Source organism: Natronococcus sp. A-GB7 (genome assembly GCF_029688865.1).
GTDB lineage: Archaea > Halobacteriota > Halobacteria > Halobacteriales > Natrialbaceae > Natronococcus.
Genome location: NZ_JARUKV010000048.1, coordinates 1 through 19,332, shown reverse-complemented (window position 1 = coordinate 19,332; position 19,332 = coordinate 1). Strand labels below are relative to the sequence as shown.

Annotated in this window: 15 protein-coding genes; 10 read left to right on the top strand and 5 right to left on the bottom strand. The window is 56.5% G+C overall.

What is annotated here, in order from left to right:
• The 6 genes from QA609_RS23725 to QA609_RS23700 all read left to right on the top strand — a co-directional run.
• Positions 1–534, top strand: a 534-nt coding sequence (locus QA609_RS23725) for a hypothetical protein (RefSeq protein WP_343233827.1), incomplete at its 5' end; no start/stop codon positions are given.
• Positions 535–546: 12 nt separating this feature from the next.
• Positions 547–2,259 carry a hypothetical protein gene (locus QA609_RS23720; protein WP_278305095.1) on the top strand — a complete coding sequence of 571 codons (1,713 nt, stop codon included), beginning with the start codon at positions 547–549 and terminating at the stop codon, positions 2,257–2,259.
• 86 nt (positions 2,260–2,345) lie between these two features.
• Positions 2,346–5,711: a conjugal transfer protein gene (locus QA609_RS23715; RefSeq protein ID WP_278305094.1), complete on the top strand. Its 3,366-nt coding sequence runs from the start codon at positions 2,346–2,348 to the stop codon at positions 5,709–5,711.
• On the top strand, positions 5,711–7,063 hold the full coding sequence (locus tag QA609_RS23710; protein ID WP_278305093.1) for a hypothetical protein: 1,353 nt from the start codon (positions 5,711–5,713) through the stop codon (positions 7,061–7,063). Before QA609_RS23715 ends, QA609_RS23710 begins: the two co-directional genes overlap by 1 nt.
• Before the next feature lie 105 nt (positions 7,064–7,168).
• Positions 7,169–8,050: an HNH endonuclease signature motif containing protein gene (locus tag QA609_RS23705; protein WP_278305092.1), complete on the top strand. Its 882-nt coding sequence runs from the start codon at positions 7,169–7,171 to the stop codon at positions 8,048–8,050.
• On the top strand, positions 8,047–11,166 hold the full coding sequence (locus QA609_RS23700) for a TraM recognition domain-containing protein (RefSeq protein WP_278305091.1): 3,120 nt from the start codon (positions 8,047–8,049) through the stop codon (positions 11,164–11,166). The genes QA609_RS23705 and QA609_RS23700 overlap by 4 nt, the downstream gene beginning before the upstream one ends.
• 120 nt (positions 11,167–11,286) lie before the next feature.
• Here the strand turns inward: QA609_RS23700 and QA609_RS23695 are convergent, their stop codons facing one another.
• Together QA609_RS23695 and QA609_RS23690 are read right to left on the bottom strand one after the other, a co-directional pair.
• Positions 11,287–11,562, bottom strand: coding sequence for a PadR family transcriptional regulator (locus QA609_RS23695; RefSeq protein WP_278305090.1), 276 nt, complete (start codon positions 11,560–11,562; stop codon positions 11,287–11,289).
• A 114-nt stretch (positions 11,563–11,676) separates the two neighbouring features.
• Positions 11,677–11,973: a hypothetical protein gene (locus QA609_RS23690; protein ID WP_278305089.1), complete on the bottom strand. Its 297-nt coding sequence runs from the start codon at positions 11,971–11,973 to the stop codon at positions 11,677–11,679.
• 386 nt (positions 11,974–12,359) lie between these two features.
• Here QA609_RS23690 and QA609_RS23685 point away from each other — a divergent pair, with 386 nt between their 5' ends.
• On the top strand, positions 12,360–12,635 hold the full coding sequence (locus QA609_RS23685; protein ID WP_278305088.1) for a HalOD1 output domain-containing protein: 276 nt from the start codon (positions 12,360–12,362) through the stop codon (positions 12,633–12,635).
• A gap of 10 nt (positions 12,636–12,645) precedes the next feature.
• Here the strand turns inward: QA609_RS23685 and QA609_RS23680 are convergent, their stop codons facing one another.
• Positions 12,646–12,942, bottom strand: coding sequence for a hypothetical protein (locus tag QA609_RS23680; RefSeq protein WP_278305087.1), 297 nt, complete (start codon positions 12,940–12,942; stop codon positions 12,646–12,648).
• 201 nt (positions 12,943–13,143) lie between these two features.
• On the opposite strand from QA609_RS23680, the gene QA609_RS23675 reads away from it, so the two are divergent.
• Complete coding sequence (locus QA609_RS23675; RefSeq protein WP_278305086.1) at positions 13,144–13,419, top strand: AbrB/MazE/SpoVT family DNA-binding domain-containing protein; 276 nt, start codon at positions 13,144–13,146, stop codon at positions 13,417–13,419.
• 2 nt (positions 13,420–13,421) lie between these two features.
• Positions 13,422–13,778, top strand: coding sequence for a type II toxin-antitoxin system PemK/MazF family toxin (locus tag QA609_RS23670; RefSeq protein WP_278305085.1), 357 nt, complete (start codon positions 13,422–13,424; stop codon positions 13,776–13,778).
• A 431-nt stretch (positions 13,779–14,209) separates the two neighbouring features.
• On the opposite strand, the gene QA609_RS23665 is transcribed toward QA609_RS23670, so the two are convergent.
• The gene (locus QA609_RS23665) at positions 14,210–14,464 is read right to left on the bottom strand and encodes a hypothetical protein (protein ID WP_278305084.1); all 255 of its coding nucleotides are present in this window, start codon (positions 14,462–14,464) and stop codon (positions 14,210–14,212) included.
• 327 nt (positions 14,465–14,791) lie between these two features.
• The gene (locus QA609_RS23660) at positions 14,792–16,618 is read right to left on the bottom strand and encodes a Xaa-Pro dipeptidyl-peptidase (protein ID WP_278305083.1); all 1,827 of its coding nucleotides are present in this window, start codon (positions 16,616–16,618) and stop codon (positions 14,792–14,794) included.
• 1,407 nt (positions 16,619–18,025) lie between these two features.
• Here QA609_RS23660 and QA609_RS23655 point away from each other — a divergent pair.
• The coding region (locus QA609_RS23655; protein ID WP_278305082.1) for a hypothetical protein at positions 18,026–19,332 on the top strand (1,307 nt) is incomplete at its 3' end.

Sequence of the window (19,332 nt, the reverse complement as noted above, 5' to 3'; positions counted from 1 at the left end):
GCTTTGAGAATACAAATGACCGAAGAAAAACCTACTGCGGATACGGATCGGGATCGTACGGTTCTCCAGAAACTCTTTCTGTGGGTTCTGCAGTCGGCTCACGAGAGCCGAGCAGAGCTCGAGGCCCTCAAGCAACAGAAGGGTTCGGTGGGGGACTCGCTTCGGCGTCAGCTACTGACGCCGGTTCGAGCAATGGTTTTCATGGGTATTGTTTCGCTGATTGCATCGCAGTCAGTTGCGGCACAGGAAGGTGAGGGAACAGACATCTGCGGAGAAGGCTTCGGATTGATGATCTTCGATATCCAGATGATGGCCTGGCAGGTCATCCTTGGTGCGCTGTTTCTGATCTTCATGCTTGGGCTGGTCTTGCGAGCAGTGCCGCTGTTTACTGGTTCAACGGCAGTCGGGAGCCTGATGATGATTGGGCCGATCGTAGGCGTGATCGCGTTCATCTTCTTCGTCCAGTTTATCGATATCGCTCTCGGCTATGCCGGAGGACCAGGCGTCGGCGAAGGCTGCTCGCCGTTCGTCTAAACCCACATACCAATGAGAATTGCCCGAATTGTTCTTCTGATCGCAGTACTATGTAGCGTCGGCGTACTTGCTGGGCCGGGCGTTGCTACTGCTGATGCTAGTATCGCGGTGGATGATGTGGTACTTCAGACTCAGAGCGCTGACGAGAACGAGAGTATTTGGGAACCGCCAGAAGATGACGACGAGGCTGATGCAGTAGATGGTTCAGATGGGGATCGTAGTGACGGGCTGGACGAGGGCGATGGCGTCCTTACTGGGAACGAGTCTGAAAATGCGTCCGGCGATGGACTCGAGAATGGAGATGACGAACCGCTCCAGATCGAGGATAGCGAGGATCGCGAGGAGTTCGAGGAACTCTATCTCGAGGAGAACGAGAATGAAGAGGAAGAGCCAGCAGGGCGCTCAATCCTTGGTGGTGCCGGAAGTGCGGTCAGCAATACATTGAATCCCGCGGACGCAGCTGAAGAAGTCTGGGAACGGCTGACCGAGATGTTTGCTGGCGCGATGAGCTTTTTCGTTGAAGAAGTCTTCAACGAGGCCCTTGGGACGCCGACGATCAACAACGACGGTGCATTCGGAATCTTGGGCACGCCGGAGGCCCTCGAGGAAGGTGAGCAGACGCCGTCGCACAAGGAGGCTGGTCTCTACGATGCGATGGCTACAGAGAACTATGTGACGGTCTACGAGGAGGTCTACCTCGGATTAGTGATGCCGATGGCGATGTCGGTCATGTTCTTGTTGGCGCTATTGATGTTGGTCGCGCCGGCGATCACGGCGATCACGCGCCGGAAAGTCGGCTCGATACTCGCCTCTGGCGTATTCGTCGTGATGATGGTTGTCGCCGTCTGGGAGTTCGCGACACTCATGCACGCGTTGAGTGACGCGACGGCGCAGTTGTTCCTCCCGGATGGAGAGGACGTCCTTGATTCGGAGGTGACGACGTACTCAGGTGGCGTGGCGACAGCGCTGATTCTCTATTTCAAAGGGTGGGTTGGCGGTGCTGCCCTTGGGTTGATCCATGCGACTCGGCATGTCCTCCTCTTTGTGTATCCGGCTGTGTTGCCGATCTTCTTCATTCTGGCCTATTGGTGCGGCCATCGCCGGGTGAAGCAGGTCGGCTCGTTCTTCATCTGGCAGTGGTACGGCCTGCTGGTGATGAACATCCCGACGGCGATTTTGCTCGCGTTCGCGAACGCTGTCGGCTGGCAGCTCTTCCCCTGGGAGCTACTCAACTTCCTGGCGACGCTCGGGATCTTCGCGCTCGCAGTCTTGATTCCGTTCACCGTGAGCGGGTCGTTTTTCCTGATTGGGCTCTCGATGCGTGGGGCTGCAGTCGGGACTGCTTCATCGGTCGTCTCGAAGTACGCTCCGTCGCCGCGGCCGGCGTCGGTGTTCGGTGGCGAACGGACACGGTCGGCGAAGGAGCGTCTCAAGCGTGGTGGCGAGAGGGCAGGTGCCGCAGCGGCGAATCGGTCGAAGGCGGCAGCCCAGCGAGCAAAGTCGTCGGTCAATTCGCGGCGACCGATTCGGACCGATGGTGGGCAGTCGGCTAACTCGAGTTCGGGTTCGTCCTCACGGTCGTCGTCGAGCAGTTCGAGTACAACACAAGGGGCGAGCGTGACGCCGGATCAGCGTCGCAAGGCGGCACAGCGTCGGCAGGACCGCGCACGGAATTCAAAGCAAGCTGAGCGGGCCCGCAAGCAGTCAGACCACTACAGAAAATGAGCGACAGCACTAGTCAGTCAGACGGCATCGACCACAAAGTGATCCACACCGGGACGAGCGATCAGGTCGTCCTCGGAATGAGCAAGATGGAGGTCCTGGCGGCGATCGCACCGCCGGCGATGATTTGGTTTATCGGTCGGCAGATGATCGGCGGTCTGTTGGGTACGCTTACGTACACTGTGGCGTTTGCTTGGCTGTTCGTCGGTTTTGGCTTCATCGTCGCGAAGGATCCCTGGATGACTGCCCGCTTCTACGCTGAGACAGTGCTTCGATCGTTCTCGCAGCAATCAACCATGCTTTTCGATAGAAATTCCACCGACTCCGGTATTGAACAGCCAACGAACGACTCGATCTTCGGGAGGGCAGCGGCCATTCCCCTTGCAGGGCTTCGCTATCTTTCGTCAGTCCGTGGTCCTGACTCGCCAGAAGACAAGTCAAAGGGCCCGGTTCGCACTCAGGACTTTGTACAGTACACGAAATCCTATCACGGAACGCCGGCGGTCGAGACTGACGACGGTCATGTGGTTGGTGCGATTCGCATCTCTCCAGCGAACATGGTGACCTCGAGCGAAGAGGAGTGGGAGCGGCAGTCGCGTTTCTACGCGAAGGTGCTCGATACGGCAGTCAAAGGGAACATCCAGATTGCCGAGTACATGCGGATGGTCGACTACACACCGCGGATCGAACGGTATAGTCAGCGAGAAGAGGAAATTCTCACGACTGCTGATGGTGAGACAGCACCCGGTGAGGTCGACTACTCTGAACTCGAGTTCGGGAAGAAAGTTCTCGCTGATCTCTGCCAGGAGCGCGCCGACGTCGTCTCGATGTACGATCTCTCGACGTACACGGTCGATCCGTACCTGATTGTGGAGGTCAAACCCGGCGATGTCGTTACTGAAGACGATGTCGAGGGTGGACTCACGTCGATTCCGATTCTTGGTCGAATCTATACGCACTGGAAGGTCCATCAGCTCAAGCAGGACGGTAAGCATATCCCGCAGATGATTACGTTGCTCGAGGATCGCCTCGATACGATCAGTGACTCGATTCGACGTCTCGAGGACGTGAGCGGACACCCGATCCCGAGTGAAGAGCTCTCGCAGGTCGCGGCGGATCACTATCAGGCGGCGAACGTCTACGCCCATGCCGATTATACGTCGCTGGTTCGGCAGAGCCCAATTCCGACGCCAGAGATTACTGAGGACGGTGTCGAGGCCAGCGAAGTCTCTGATCCGGAGTACGACGTGACCTACGCGCATCTGGACGTCGAAGCCGAGCGTGACCCACGGACGGCCCTCTCGAGGCGGCACAACCAGCTCGCGATTGCTGATCAGGATTCGAGTGATTCGGATGAGCCAGACCCTACGGCACAGTCGGAATCGTCTGAGCGGCCAGAGGCGACGACTGATGGCGGTGTCACAGCGGAGTCGTCAGAGGTAGCAGAGTCTCCGGGCAGTGCAGAGATCGCCCTCACAGACGAGGAACTCGAGGAGCAGTACATTTCTTTGCTGGCTCCAGAGGAGATCGAGCGCTCCTGGATGGACGGTAGCGGCAATCATCTTCGGATTGACGGCGAGATCTATGCGGTGACCATGTTCATCTCGAGCTATCCGAAGGATCCGCCTGAAGGCTTCCTCGAGCCGATCCTGCAGTTCGATGACGCGGAGGTCCAGACGAACGTCGCGACCCACATCGAGACCGTCGACCAGGACAAGGCCGAACAGGAACTCGAGGACTATGCTGACGCACTTCGGAAGAAGTACGAGCGGGTCAAGAATTCTCGCGTCGAGATGTTTGCAAGTCGATATCGTGATGAGGCCGATGAGACGCAGGCGGCACTCGACTCGTATCTGCAGAGTGAGCACGATATTTTCGAGGCCCAGACCTATATCGAGGTTCGGTCGTTCAATCCGGGTGCATTGAAGCGGGCCATTCGCTCGATTCGAGCGAAGATGTCCGATATGAGCGCGGAGGTCTCTGTGCTTCGGCAAAACCACGACGTTGGACACCAGACGGTCGCGCCGGCGTGTCAGGACAAGGTCGACCAGAAGGTAAAGGTTCGATCAGAGGCCCTTGCGGCGATGAACCCGTGGACAACGACGAACCTCCACGAACCTTCTGGTGTTGAGATCGCCGAGAACATGGCGACGAACGAGCCGCTGGCTGTGGACGTTTACAAACGCGACGCGGGGTACAACTGGGTGATCGTCGGCAAGACCGGCGCTGGCAAGACGGTTACCTCGAGCCAGTATCTGTGGCGCTACAAGGTCGACAACCCCGATTCGTTCATCGCTGTGATTGACCCGCTACAGGAGTTCGCCAATTTGCAGGAGATCTTCGGCGGTGAGCGGATCGTCGTCGGGTCGACCAACATCAATCCGTTCGATATCAAGCCGACGCCCGAGGACAAGTTGGATGCGATCGGACACTCGGCCCCATACCGCGAGTGGCTCGATTCGGGACTTGATTTCCTCGAGCTCTACTACAAGATGCAGGGATTCGACTTCTCGCAGTACCGGGCGATCTGGACGAAGGCGCTCAAGCGCGCCGGCGAGGAGAAGGGAATCACTGAGGATCCGAAAACGCACGACCCAGAGTACCGCAAATCGGAGGGCTACGACGGCAAGGCGCCGACGATGGCCGACGACGTCCTCGAGATCATCAACGATATGTCGAGCGATGGGGCTGCGTATGTCGAGGATTCGTCGAACGAGAGTCAGGTGGAGGATCGCGAGGAGAAGGCGACGGCGGTGATCAACAATCACGTCGAGCCGTTCCGCGACGGCGGTCACCTCGAGCATCTCGCTCACGAGACGGAGGTCGACCTCGAGGACACGGACTTCGTCTACGCCGATTTGCAGCTGAAAGAGGGTGATGAGGAAGGTGGTGGGCTCATGATGCACCTCTTGCTGGACCTGCTGTACAACGAGGTCAAGTCCCGCCCAGAGCCGGGCACGATCTTCTGTGACGAGTTCCACTACCTTCTTCGCGACGACATGACGGTGAAGTCACTGTCACAGAAGTATCGCCACCACCGTCACTGGGATCTCTCGATCGGTGCTGGCACGCAGTCGCACAAGGACTTCTTCGGCACCGACGGTGAGGGCAACGTTCATTTGACGGATAACGCTGAGGTCATGCTCGAGCTCTCATCGATGGAGATCTACCAGTATGTCGAAGGGATGAACGAACAGTGGGGCAAACGGCTGGGGCTTTCTGGTGACGAGGCCGAGTTGATTGACAATCTCCAGAAGGGGAACCTTGCGGATGGATTCTCCGAGGTGTTGTTGCGAGTTGACGACGAGGGCTGTTACCCCGGGCGCGTCCGGATGGATCACGACCAGAATCCAAGGGAGGCGGTTGCGTTGATGTACGATCCCTCCGAGCACGGTGAGGATTATGCGTCGTATCTGCAGCAGTACGACGATGTCTGTGGCTGGAGGTGGTCCTGATGGGCCTTGGGAATCGGACCGTGTGTGCCACGAAGCAGAAGCTCGGTCTTGGCGATGGCTACCAGGCCCTTGAGGTAACGCCAGAGTTGGCTGAGCAGCTCTACGGTGAGTTGCCTGAGCGCAAATCGATCGCCGTTCAGCCGAGCAAGGACGGTGGTGGTCCGAAGGACGCGATTGACCTGTTGACGGCCGTTCATAATCCTGGTCGGAGTGGTTTGTTCGGGTCGGCAGAGGGTCCGACGCACTCCTTCGAGATGCGCTATATCAACGGATTGGTTGGTTTTCAGTGGGTGATGGCGACGACCGAGGCTCAAAAACAGATGCAGCGCCAACTCGAGACGTTCTACCCAGACGCTCACATTGATGTCTCGGAACACGACCGACCAGCGCTGTTGCCGCTCGAGGAGGGGCGCTACGTCGCCGGCGCATATCTTCGACTCCGGAAGCGTTCGGATGGGAAGCATCTGTATCCGATCAAGCACATGGATATCGAGGGGTTCGAGAACGACCCCTATGGCTCGATTACGGCCGAGATGATCGGTGAACGAGAGTCTGATACTGAGACGGACTTGGCCGTGCAGACGATCTTCGAGCCGGCACCAGCCGACTGGTGGAAGGGCGGACTGCTCTCGTCGTCGATCGATGACATTGCGGATGAGCTCAAGAGTCCACGCAAGGATGAGTCGTTCCTCCACGCGCTGAAGTACGAACTCTTCCCCGAGAAATTCGAGATCATCGGCGAGGAGCGAGAAGCGTCGAACAAGGACAAGCAGGCATCAAATATCGTTCGCGAGCAACGCGGCGAGAAGGGCTTCCGGATGAATCTGCGGATCGTCGGCGTCTCCGATGATCCTGATTCTGCGGTTCGGCGGGTAGCAGAGACCGCCCAGCAGTTCGACGGCTACTACGAGAGTAAGACTGAGCAGGGCTTCGAGGTTGTTCCGTTGTATGACAAGCGGCTTCGGACCGAGTTAAAGCGTGCGTACGGTCGCACCCGTGCGGATCGGAAGATGATCATGGGTGTTCGTGGGGCTGCTGGCCTGATCCATATCCCGAACGACGATATCAACACCCAGGACGTCGACTGGTCGTTGACGTCTCACGCCGGCGACGTCCCGGCGAACGCACCGCGGTTTTCGGAGTTCCACGACTCTGGGATAGTTCCCTGGGAGAAGGAGCTCCGATCGGTTGGCCTCGAGGGTGCTGATTGGTGGACGTACGATATTCCCTCGACGTGGAGCGATCCTGAGGAGTACGATGACTGGAGTGTTGACGCCAATGACCACCCGTCCGATGGCGATTGTGAGCTAAATGACCGCAGTTCTGAGCGAGACCAGGAGGTGTCCGCATAACATGACTCTACCATTTGGCGATGACGGCGAACCAGTTGAAGAGATGGAAAAGTTCGGTGCCCGGATCGAGGGCGATTCAGCGAGTGCAGATAGCGGGGTCAAAATATGAGTCAGGAATTGGACCGCCCATGGCGGAATGAAGAGAAGCTACGAGAAATGTATGTCGTGAAAGAGATGTCGCTCCGGGAAATCTCGAACGAATGGGACTGCAGCCATAATACTGTGGGTAGGTGGGTTGAGAATTTCGGCTTTGATAAGCGGGACAAACGTGGCAAATACGGCGATCCGCTATATCGTGACTGCGATTTTCTCAGACAGGAGTATCTCGAAGAGGAGTGTTCGGCTGGTGAAATCGCAGAGAAGTTCGATTGTACTTCGCAGACTATTCTTTATTGGCTTAAGAAGCATAAAATTCCGCGGCGTCGGCCGGATGAACCAGTTGATAACCCGCCATGGCAAAATGAAGAGAAACTGCGACACCTGTACTGGGAGTGTGAGTTGGAGTCGCCAGAAATAGCTGATAAGTTCGGATGTACTGCGGTCTGCATCTGGAAGTGGCTTGTCCACTACGGAATTGACCGGCGCCGCCCCGCGGCCTGTCGCTTTGGTTGTGAAAATCCTTCTTGGAAGGAGGACCGAACAGACCTCAGATACTCCTCCGAGTGGAGTGTGCGACGGGAAGAAGTCCTCGAACGTGACGATTACACTTGTGCTATCCCTTCCTGCCAAGTCACAGACGAAGAGCAGTTTGATGAAATCGGCTTTGGCCTGAATGTACACCATATCGTCCCTCTGAAAGAGTTCCGGGGCGAGGACGGTGAGATCAACTATGAAAAATCAGATGCTATGGAGAATCTCATTTCGCTGTGTCACACGCACCACAGAATGTATGAGGGTCTACCGCTCGATATCCGTGCAATTACCGATTCCGACAAGGACCGAGGGAAAACAATCGGTGATAGTAACACTACGGAGGTTCCAGAATGAAATTGTTCGACAGTCCGAATGAGAAGAGTATCGATATGGAGAAATTTGGGATTCGGATCGAGGGTGAAGACGACCCGAAAAGTCCCGTTTTGGTGAACAACAAGGAGTGGGCCATACAGCGCTACGATCCAGTCGAAGAGGAAATCGAGACCTATGCTGGTGCCTGGCCTCGAGCGATGATCGAGAACGCACAGGCCGAGCCACGGCAGCCACTCTGGATCGGTGTCTCCGAGAGTTCCGGCCGCGAGGTTCCGGTGGAGTTTGATCGCCTCTTTCGGCACGTCTTCTACGGTGGCTCAACGGGTACGGGGAAGACGACGAAGATGTACAACGATGCCGTCGCGCTCATGTACGGCGGTCACGGCGTCACGATAATCGACCCGAAAGGTGACGATATCTACGACCTCCTACGACGGGTTCCGGAGGATCGCTGGGACGATGTGATCTACATTGCGCCGGGTGACGATTTCTTGGATAAGTCGGTCGGGTTCAACCTCTTCGAGACCTACCACGAGCCCGACGAGACCGGGTTCGACGAGGAGATCGAGGGAATTGTTGACGACTTCAAGCAGTTGTTGAAAGCTGGCGACTTCTGGGGCAATCGGATGGACCGCGTCATGAAGACGATGGTCCGCGGGATGATCCGCCACGAGTTCGAGTTCACGCCCCTCGAGCTATATTACGCGTTGCTCGACGAGGAAAACCGTAGGGAGTATGCGGATTTGATCGCGTCAGCTGACGACGATGACATTGCGTTCCTCGAGGTCTATACGCGACAGATCGCTGAAGAGCTGACTGAACAGGAACTCGACGCGCTTGTCGGTCGCTTGAAGGACTGGGTGGAGAATCCGATCACACGCCAGATTTTGGCTCAGCGCGAGTCTGACGTCTCGATTGCTGAGGCGGTCAACGAGGGCAAGATAATTATCTGCAAGAACGACCTGCCCGGCGAGGCAAAGCGGATGGTCGCGACGGCTGTTATGCGTCGGGTCTGGACCTGTGTAAACGACCGGATCAATCCCTCCGAAAAGAAGGTCCGTGAGCTCGCTGGGGCGAATACCTCCGGTGGGGACTACGATCCGTACTTTTTGATGATCGACGAGTGTGATGACGTCCTTACTGAGGCCTCACAGATCGACAAGATGCTCACGAAAGCTCGGTCGAAGAAGCTTGGGTTGCTGTTGGCAACGCAGACGCTTCATCAGTTGGATGCAGAGGCTCAGCAGGCAATTCTATCGAATTGCAATACACTGGTTTCGTTGAACCCGTTGTTGCCTGATGAGGCTCGAGCGCTGTCCGATCGATTCGGTGGAAAGGATCCTCGAGATTTGACCCAGATCCCGGACTACCACGCCCAGACGAAGCTGCGTCACGAGGACGACTCGTTCATGGCGAAGTTGACGCCGCCGTATCCACCGCTGCACTCGATAGAGGAAGCGTTCGAGTTGATCCAAGAGTCGACCGAACGCTACGGGATCGAGCGCCAGTCTGGCCGGGAGGTCTTGGACGGTCTGTTCTTTGCTGGTACTGGTCAGTCCGACGCAGCGAATGCAGTCGGTCGTGAGAACACCTCGAGTGGTGTCGAGGAGCCAATGGATGTCGACGATGTCGAAGCGGCTCAGGCAGCACTGAAGGCAATCTACGACGAAACGATTCGAGCGGAGTCTGACTCAGTTGAGACGTCGGCTGCTGAGAGTGCGGTGACCGATGCAACCGGCCTTGAGTACACACAGGCGTCGAATATCGTCGAGCGTTTGGAAGCAGCCGGTGCACTCGAGCAGCGGAGTACGAGTGATGGGCTGAAGATTACAGTGACCCCTGAGGGACGCGGACAGATTGGGTTGGAGACCGGTTCGGGTGGTTCTGGTGGGAAGAGCAAACACCGTCACATGCTTCGAGAGGTCTACGAGTGGGGGACACGCATCGGGTATGAGATGAAATTGCCAACCCAGGACGGCGACGAACTGCCGGATGCGGTTGGCGAGGTCCCTCCGTCGATTGTTCCCGACGGAGATCTTTCAGAGGCCGAACGCAAGCAGATCGTTCAGTCGCGCCTCGAGAGCGAGTACCCTGAGGTCCTCGAGCTCTCGGGAACAGAGACGTTGTACATCGAAGCCGAGTCGAAGGGGCTCTCGAAGCCGGGCGGCCCAATCAAGAACGCGGCGAAAGCACCAGGGCCTGAGCAGCTGTTGTTCGTCGTCGGCGACGGTGGCGACGATGGGCTCACAAGAAATGCCGAGCGTCTGGCGTCGATCTTCGGTGCTGACGGGAGCGATCCGTTCACGTCGATTCGAACGCCGACGGGGGCTGCTCGGAAGTTCTACACCCGCGGGAAACTCGAGATGGCTCGCGACGACTCGGGGACTGAGAAACTCGCGATCGTGCCGGAAGACGTTTCGACCGAGTGGGTTGAACTCGAAAGCGGCGCGATCGTCTGTCGCGACCGGGACACTGACGAGACCTATTTTCGGTTCGATAGTCGCAAAGAGTACCGAGAGCGTGACCCGGCTGACGCGCCTGCGACCGTTCATTACGATCCCGAGGACACCAACTACGTTGTCGAGCGAAGCGGTGACGTCGAACGGAAGTACGGTGGGAAGGGGCCGCTTACTGACGAGTGGACACACATCTACGAGCCGGTGATCCCCGAAGCGATATTCTGCGAGCACGGCCATGAGTTCGTTCCGGAGCCAGAGGAATTCCGGATCGCTATCGTGCCAAACGATGATCGCGACCTCGAGGGTGACCCGGAGTTGCTTCTGTTCGACGTTGGTAGCGAAGAGGCGATTCCGATTGGGGTGTGGCTAGACGGATCGACTAATGATGTCATCACTGAGTCGGCGGAACCCGGACTCGAGTCTGGGATCGGGTCGGAAGCAGAATCGGAGACCACTGACGAGACAAACACGGACGTAGACGGCGGTGACGCTGAAAGTGACGGGAGTTCTCTGGATGTGGAACCACTTCGAGAGCTCGAGGAGCCTGTGCCTGCGCCCGACCCACCAAAGCAGCGACCGGACCCCGAACATGAGCTCGAAGCTGAGGGTGGCGATAGCCAAGAGGAGGAGGAGGAGGCAGAAGAGGAGACGACCGATAATCCCTTTAATTCGATCTAGTGTCACTGTCTGCCGGCTTTTCGAAAAAAGCAGCGCCGTTCATGGACCGATGTAGGACGGACGCTCGAGGCTGATGAATCCTTTCCAACGGTTCGATTTGAGTATTGAGGAACGGCCGAATTAGACGTCGACGTACTGTGATTCCCACTCCCGGCGCTGTTGAATTGCTCCGTCCCCTTTGTCGGCGAGGGCATAGTAGTTTGTTCGCCGATCGAGCTCACCTTTCTCGACGAGTTCCTTGTTTACGAGCGTATCGAGATTTGGGTATAGCCGCCCGTGGTTAATCTCTGTACTGTAGTAGGTTTCAACCTCGTCTTTGATGTCCTGGCCGGATGGCTGGTCGGCGCCTGCGATGACGTACAGCAGGTCTCGCTGGAAACCTGTAAGGTCGTCCATGGTGACCTATTCTTGTACCTGTATATTGTTATCCCTGTCGTATGTGACTGCCAGTCCCGAGCTACAATTTCGCGGAGAACTGTATTCTCTCCTTTAGTTTCGATCTGAAATCGATTAGTGGTTTCCGGAGGTGAGCTGATCGAGGAGTGAGTCGACAACTGAGTCCTCTTTTTGTTCCGGCTCTGTGGAAAAGTCTTCGCGAGGTTCCTCGTAGACTTCGAGTTCAATACGGCGTGCAGCAGAGAGGTCGCCCTTGAGGACTTTGAGGTTGAGAATTGCGGTCTGGTAGATTACGAGTGCCCGAGTCTCGTTGACGTCGAGATACTGGATATTGAGACCCTCGAGTGTCGAGAACAAATCGAGAGGGGACCCAAAGGTATGCTCTCGAGACGGATCCGAGTCGGTTGGCATCAGGTTCTCTTTCCAGGTCTATTTCAATAGTTCTCTCCCCCTGTTGTAGCGACTGAGTCAGGACTCTCTGTCGAGAACTCTTCGGAAAGGAAGGAAATAGGCTTGCCAAACAGACCACCGATCAGGTGGGGTGCTGATATCGGTGGCCAGGTGCAGATTGGGTGGTGGGTGCTAGTGTCGCGGTGGGTAGGTACGCGACGTTCGAGGGTTACGCCGAGATCATTGTTAACTTCTTGCTTACCCCTACTGGCTCGAGCCGATAGGTCTAGAATTGATTCTACGAAATACTGGTGTGAACGTCGAGTAGTCGGAGCTGGACGGACGACAGCTGAAAACTAGCCGGCTGTTTGAGAAGCGATTTATACAGGAATGTGGCAGTCCGTGCTATGTCAGATCCACCAGTCCAGCAGACGAGTCCCACCACAGCGCCGGAACAGCGTTCGGATTATGAACCGACGCCCGTTGTTGCTGTCATCTCTGCAGTTGCCGATGCTGCTGGCACGGATCCACTCAAGTTGCCACCGCTTAGCAATGTCATAGATCCAGAGGCGTTGAATGATTTGGTCGATTGTGGACGAAACTCTGCTCTGAGATCGATTTCTTTTGAGTACGCCGGATACGACGTCATTGTCTCCGGAACTGGCGATATTCAGGTAGCTTAACCTGTGTGGGTTAGCCGAAGACCCCATAATCGATGTGAACCTCCGGCGTGTTCGGCGACTGCGATGCTGGGGTTCCGTTCCAATCGACGAGATGTACGTTCGCCATCTCACCGGCAAATCGGAATCGCTTCACACCTGTCTCGATCGTTCCCTCTGCTGCATGCTCTGTAACAATCGTTGCTTCCTCGAGCGGCTTAGCCCCTACTAATTCGATGGAGTTGCTGACAGTAATTTCGTAGCTTGACGGGACCCCTTTGCCAACAATTGTGATACGATTTGGGAGCGTTTCTTCGGCGTCAGTCGACATACTCTGATGGAGCAAGCCTGCCGGCATAAACTTTCTTTCCTGATAATCCATTCGATAAATAATTTATCGTAGCGTAGCGTTTCACGGTTTACTACGGCCGGTGAATCGTTGGTAGCGTTAGGATCTGGGGTGGCGCTGTGGTTTCGATTTGCGACACAGTCTACCGACGTCTTTTTGCGTATGGATATGAATTGAATATGTATGGGAACATCCAACGGAGAGACTCGACGCGTAGGAGAGCGTGGACAAGTAACACTCCCGAAAGAGCTTCGAGAGAATTTTGGCATTAGTGGTGGCGACGAACTCGAGTTTCGCGTGGAGGGGGACAAAATCGTGATCGAAAAGCCAGTCTCGAGAGAGGAATTAGCAGAAGGATATCGCGCTCGAGCAGAGCGTGATCGTGAGCTCGCCGAGAAATTCGAGGGAGCGTCGCGTGAGGCGGATGACTATCTTGGTGACGCGCCGGAGCTCGAGTAACGATGCATGTTCGGCGTGGCGATATTGTCATTGTCGAGTTAGATCCGACGAAAGGCTCCGAGCAACGCGGGACGCGCCCGTGCCTCGTCGTTCAGAACGACGTCGGAAACGAAAACGCACCGACGACAATCGTTGTTCCGCTCACGACGTCGTTTGGGGATCGATTATACCCCTTCGAGGTCAAGATTTCGGCTGATGAGTGTGCACTCCGCGAGGACTCCGTCGCTCTTTGCAGCCAAATCCGGACAGTATCGATTGACGAGCGGATAACTGAGGTCGTCGGATCAATCCCCGATGAGCGGATGGAGGCCGTTGAAGAGGGCCTTGAGTACAGCCTCGGAATGCGGGGAGACTGGTAACCTATGTGGATCTCTGAGAATTCTCGAGGTTCTGTCAAAATAGCCGTTAGGTAGAGGGAGGGGAAGTACCGCTGTCGGTACGTAGCTGACCGTCGTCCTCTTCCAGGAGGCCCGCTTCGGCGAGTCGGTCGAGCGGCGTGCGCGAGTAGTCGACGTCGTCGCCACCGGGCTGGTACTTCTCGCCGAGCGCTTTTGCAACGCACTTACCACAGAGTCGTTCCTCGAGCAGGTCGTCATCGAGATGATCGAGTTCGATAGTCCGCCAGTGCCCCGCGCGGGGAGTGTGGCGACACGGTGTCTCCGGCTCGTCTCGAGTGCTCCCTTCGGTGGGAAACTTGAGCGCGTCGGTAAGCGATAGCTGTTCAGTGAATATTTGGTCGTCTACTCGTCTTTGGCGGGCCGCCAGTCGACGCTTTCGTCAGTGTTGACCTCTACACCGTCGTAGAGCTGACGAGCCTCTCAGCAGCAGCCTCCAGGCTACTCGTGAGCGGCTTAAACTCCTGGTTCTGTGAGACGACGACCGACCGCGGAATGCCCTCCCACTCGAGCGGGAGCGGGAACCAGCGTTCGAAGGCGACGTTAGCGCCGGTGTCGACGTAGAGGACGACAGTCTGAGCAGGGAGCAGACCGGGGCCCTCGGCTTCGAGCGTCCGGGCAACAGCGACGAAGCGTGTTTTGCTGTCCACCGAGCATCGCCGGGTTCGTCGTACATTACTTCGATCGTCTCGCGGTCGATCGTCGTTACCCCATCCGTCGTGAGGGACTTGTTTCTGTTCTCCGTTTCTGCAGCGTGTTTCGCGAGTGTCATGGGGTTAGTTCGGGGCAGGTCCCTGTCCTAATCGACGAGGGGCTTCTCTACGTATCGACGCCAACGACGATAGTACTAGAGTTGAGATAGCGCTATCGCGAAGCGCTCCCGACACAAATACGGCACCGAAGTCCGACGATATTCGTGTTCACGATCTTCTGAACCACGTGGGGCAGATATTCGACGCGCTGACCGCGGTTTTGTTTCAGTCCGAGAGTGCTGTCTCAAGGGCTGACTCGCCGCCGACGACCGGAATCCGAACCGAACTTCGGTTGAGGTCAAGCGTAAGCTCGACGCGAGTCTCCGGCGGCTGCATCATCCCCTTCCCTGGATCCGTCGAGACCAACATGATTCCAAGGCGGGTTCCCGCTTCGAACACGCGATCGGTCGCTTGTAGATCGAACTCGAGGTGGTACGGGCGGTCTGGCGGATGGAGCGCGAACGTCTCGCTTGGTGATTTTCTATTCTGTGGGTTCATCCATCCACGATTGACGATCTCAGCGCTGCCATCCTCGTCGTACGCAACGAGCGCGGCGGAAACGTTCGCAGCGGGTTTATCGAACGATAGCGTCAGCTCGGGGAAGACGGTTCCACTAACGCGAATGTCCTCCTCAAGCGGTTCGGTCAAATAGCGTAGTCGGTGCTCGGATTCCTCAGTATTTGCGTGGGTCTGGAGCCATGTTCCGGGATCATCGACGAGCGACTCGGTGACTGGCTGGCCCGTCGGGTTCTCGAGTGTGAGTCCACCGGTGGAACGACCGCCCGGCTCAAAGGAGATATCGACGTGCTCAGCGTCAGGATCCGGCCAGTCGGCATATGCAGATAGTTCATGGTTCTCGCGTTCGATAACTGCTGTCGGCTCCTCGTCCATCACACCATTGTCGACACCGAACAACCAGTGGGTGAACCACTGGTTCATCATATCAATCCAGGCATCGACGTGGCGACCGAATCGAAGGAAATCGCCGTGGGCCTCTTGGTGGAGCCACACCTTGTACGGTTTGTCGTGGGCTCTGAGTTCGTCGACGAGCTTAGCGGCGTTGCCCGTCTCGACGTTAAAGTCGTAGATGCCGTGGCAGACGAGTACACCGCAGTCGATGTTTTCGACGTCGGGCAGGTAGTTCCGCTCGTGCCACCAATCGTTGTAGTTGCCGGTCGTCCGATCCTGGTTCTGCTCGACGGCTTCGCGGGCGGAGTCACAGAGTTCGCCACCCTCACGACTCATAATGTAGTCGAAGAGTCCGCCCATATCAAGACGTGAGCCAACGTGGCCGTTCGCCCGGTAGTAGTCGTACCAGTTCGAGATCGCGACCATCGGGATGATCGCCTCGAGTCCGTCCACGCCAGTTGTGGCGACTCCGTTAGCGAGCGTCCCGTTGTAGGAGATCCCAAGCATGCCAGTCTTTCCAGTCGCCCACGTTGCCTCTACCGTCTCGCCACCCTCGCGTAGGTCGTAGGCATCGGCTCGACCATTCAGCCAGTCGATAACCGCCTTGATTCCCGCGATCTCGTCGGGACCGCCGACGTCGGGACAGCCCGTCGATTGCTCGGTCCCGATCGAGGCAGGATACGCCCAGATGAATCCACACTGTAGTAACTCCTCTTCGAACTTCTCTGGACCAATGTTCGGCCCGTCCCGCCCGGTAAATTCTGCGAGGTGGGAATAGTCGTCGTATACTCTCCGCGAACGCGCATCCGAACTTTCGTCGAGATCCCGCCCGGGCTTGTCAGGTTCGTACAGTTCCTCGTCGGACGGATAGCCGTACGCAGGTTGATCTTCGCCATAATATGGACTCGGTTCCATAACGACCGGGAGCTCGAGGTCCTCGCTCTCGGTTGAAGCAGGACGGGCGATTTCGACGTGTACTCGATCTGGATCGCCCGTCCCGTCCGTATCTAGTGGTGTCTCAACCCAGTAGTCCTCCCGGATCACGTCATCCTCAGCAAAAACCGGCTGAGCGCGTCCGTCTTCGAAAGTCGGCTCGGTAGTACCGGTGGCTGTCGCAGATGTTGCGGCACCGGTTGCGACCACGCTGGTCGCTGCAGTGTGTTTTAGAACTCGACGTCGGGTGAGTCCCTTAGTGAAGGGATTTGACCTTTTTCCTTTTCTTCGGGACATTTCATCTTCAACAGGAGTTCAGTGCAGGTTAAAGAATGACTAGCTTATCAGAATTTGATATAGAATCTAAGTTATTAATCGAGACATCAAGATTTAGCTGTCTTACTGCTAATTACGGAGCCCCCCGCAGTCGCGAGAGTATCAGAGTTGCAGATTCCTTTGTCTCACTCCCAGATGACACCTTGCGACCGTGAGTCGACCGTACTGAGATCCTCCAGATCGAAGATAGAACGAGACTGAGTTGTTACGGAGTTGTATAAAAAAGCGATTGCTGCTCAAGTAGTGGACCCATTTACACGACCTGGTTATTTTCATTGACCCCTCTTACAGGGAGCGTAGCTGCTAGTCGCATCCATGAGTCGACTATCGGATGCTCGAGTAACCGTTCCGGATCTGGTGGCCAAAATAGTGTACTACCAAGCGGATCATCAGGATCGCCGTAGCGATCTGGTGTAAGAATAGTTTCGAGAAGTGCATCGGCTACATCTAGGAGCGTCTGATTCTTCTCGAGGAAGGTCGGAACAACAGGGTCGTGGCGTTCGGTGGCCGTCCGGAACGACACCGCCAGGCGATACCCGTTCTTGCCGACACGAATAAGATCGAGCGCTCTGAGTCGATCCCGATAGTTCTGAACCGTCCGGTCGAGACATTCGCTCTGTCAGCGAGTTCGCTCTGTGACAGTCGATTTTCGACGGTGAGAAGCGTATAGACGATTCGACCAACTGTCGGTGGGAGATTAGAGAGTAACTACTCAGGCTCGAGCGTTCCTAGCGCGTATCGGAGCTCGTCTGGTCGAAGCTCTCGGCGTTCGTCTTCGCCGGCGAGTTGATGCAGTGCTCGAGCAGCAGCGTACGGTGAGCAAGCCAGTGCGTGGAGCAGCGAGACGATTTCTCGAGTCGGTCGCAAATTCTTGGACTGGAGGATTCGTGTCGCAGCTGTCGCATAGGTCGTCCGGTCGGTAGTCGAAAGGGAAACGTGGACCGCGAACTCGGGAGTGTCCTCAGCGAGCGCTGCTGGCGTCTCGAGCGAGTGCTTGAGCTTAGGGTGGGGTCGGTGGATGTCGTCCCTACGAACGACTAGAGGGCCGATGAGTGTTCCCAGTGGGTCGTCGGCATCGACAGTCGGCGAAAGAGCGGTCCGATGTTTCTCTTCTCGAGCTTCGAACAGCTGGCGGTAGCAAGCGAATGCACCGTATTTCGACTGAATTGCCGTCGTAATGCCGATCGAGGTCGCGAGTTCGTTCAGCGAGTTCGTGTCGAGCCCGGCCGGCACTCGGAGTTCGCGGGAAACGACTATAGTATCACATTATCATCTTACCGTATGTATGAAGACCCAGCAACTGCAGACGAGATGCCCGGCCTGATGCGTCGTCGAGTGCTCCAGCTTGGAGGGGCTGCTGCCATCGTTGGGCTTGCCGGCTGTGCTGACGATGGAGACGACGAAGCGGACGATGGGGGAGGAAGCGGTGACGAAGAAGACGATGGGGAGAGCGACGACGGTAGAGGAGAAACCAACGGCGAAGAGTCGGATGATGGAGGTGATGGAGAAGATAGAGACGGCGATGAGGAGTCGGATGATGAAGAAGTAGACGACGATGATGACGAGAACGGTGAAGGCCAAGTCGATCGAGATCTGACGCTCACATCGTACACGAACGAAGAGTACGGCTACGAACTCGAGGTGCCCGACGAGTGGGCGATCAATGACGTCGACCCTTCGGACATTTATTTCTACGGACCTGACCAAGAAGAACTAACAATTAGTACTCTTGCGTATCCGCCAGAAACGACGCTCGACGAGTTTGTCGAGGAAGTGATTGCAAACTTGGAAGGAACTTCTGAGTCCGAAGTACTCGGCCAGGAGGATGTAGCGATTGCAAGTGGAGAAGACGCCCGGATCATTGACTGGGAGTACAGTCCAGGGTTTACATCCGACTTCTATCAGACGAAGATCCTTATGGTTATCACCGACGAAGGCGTCGCGTACACGGTCGACATCAGGACCGATATCGACGGGTATGACGACGAGTTCGATGCGTTAGGCGTTGACGTGCTTACCTCTCTTACAATCACTGAACCGCCGGCCATGTCCGACATCGATATCGAAGAGTACGACACCTACGAGAACGAGGAGTTTGGATACAGCCTCGAGCATCCGGCAGCATGGGAGATAGCCGAACTCCAAGATGGTACCGTGACGATCACTGACGAGTTCGGCATTCGAGATCTCACGGTGCTCGTCGACCCGATGAATGCACAGTCCCATGAAGAACTGGTTGATGAGTTCCGAACTGAGACGGAACTCGATTCATCGATGGACTTACTCGATGAGCGATCGACCACGCTGGCGAGCGGTCATGATGCAACGATCCTGGACTTCAATGTGAGAGAGGACACCGTCTATCGTGGCTCTTTCGTGCTGGCCGTTGACGAAGACAGCGAGACGGGATACGTTCTCATACCGTCTATTGACGAAGCGTTACACGATGAAACGTTTGAAGAGATCTCTGGGAGAGCGATCAACTCGTTCACCATTGAAGGCGCACAGACCCAAACAGAGACTCAAATGCGGACCCGAACGCTGACCCACGCCCGAACTCAGATGTCTTCCATGACTGATCGAATCCA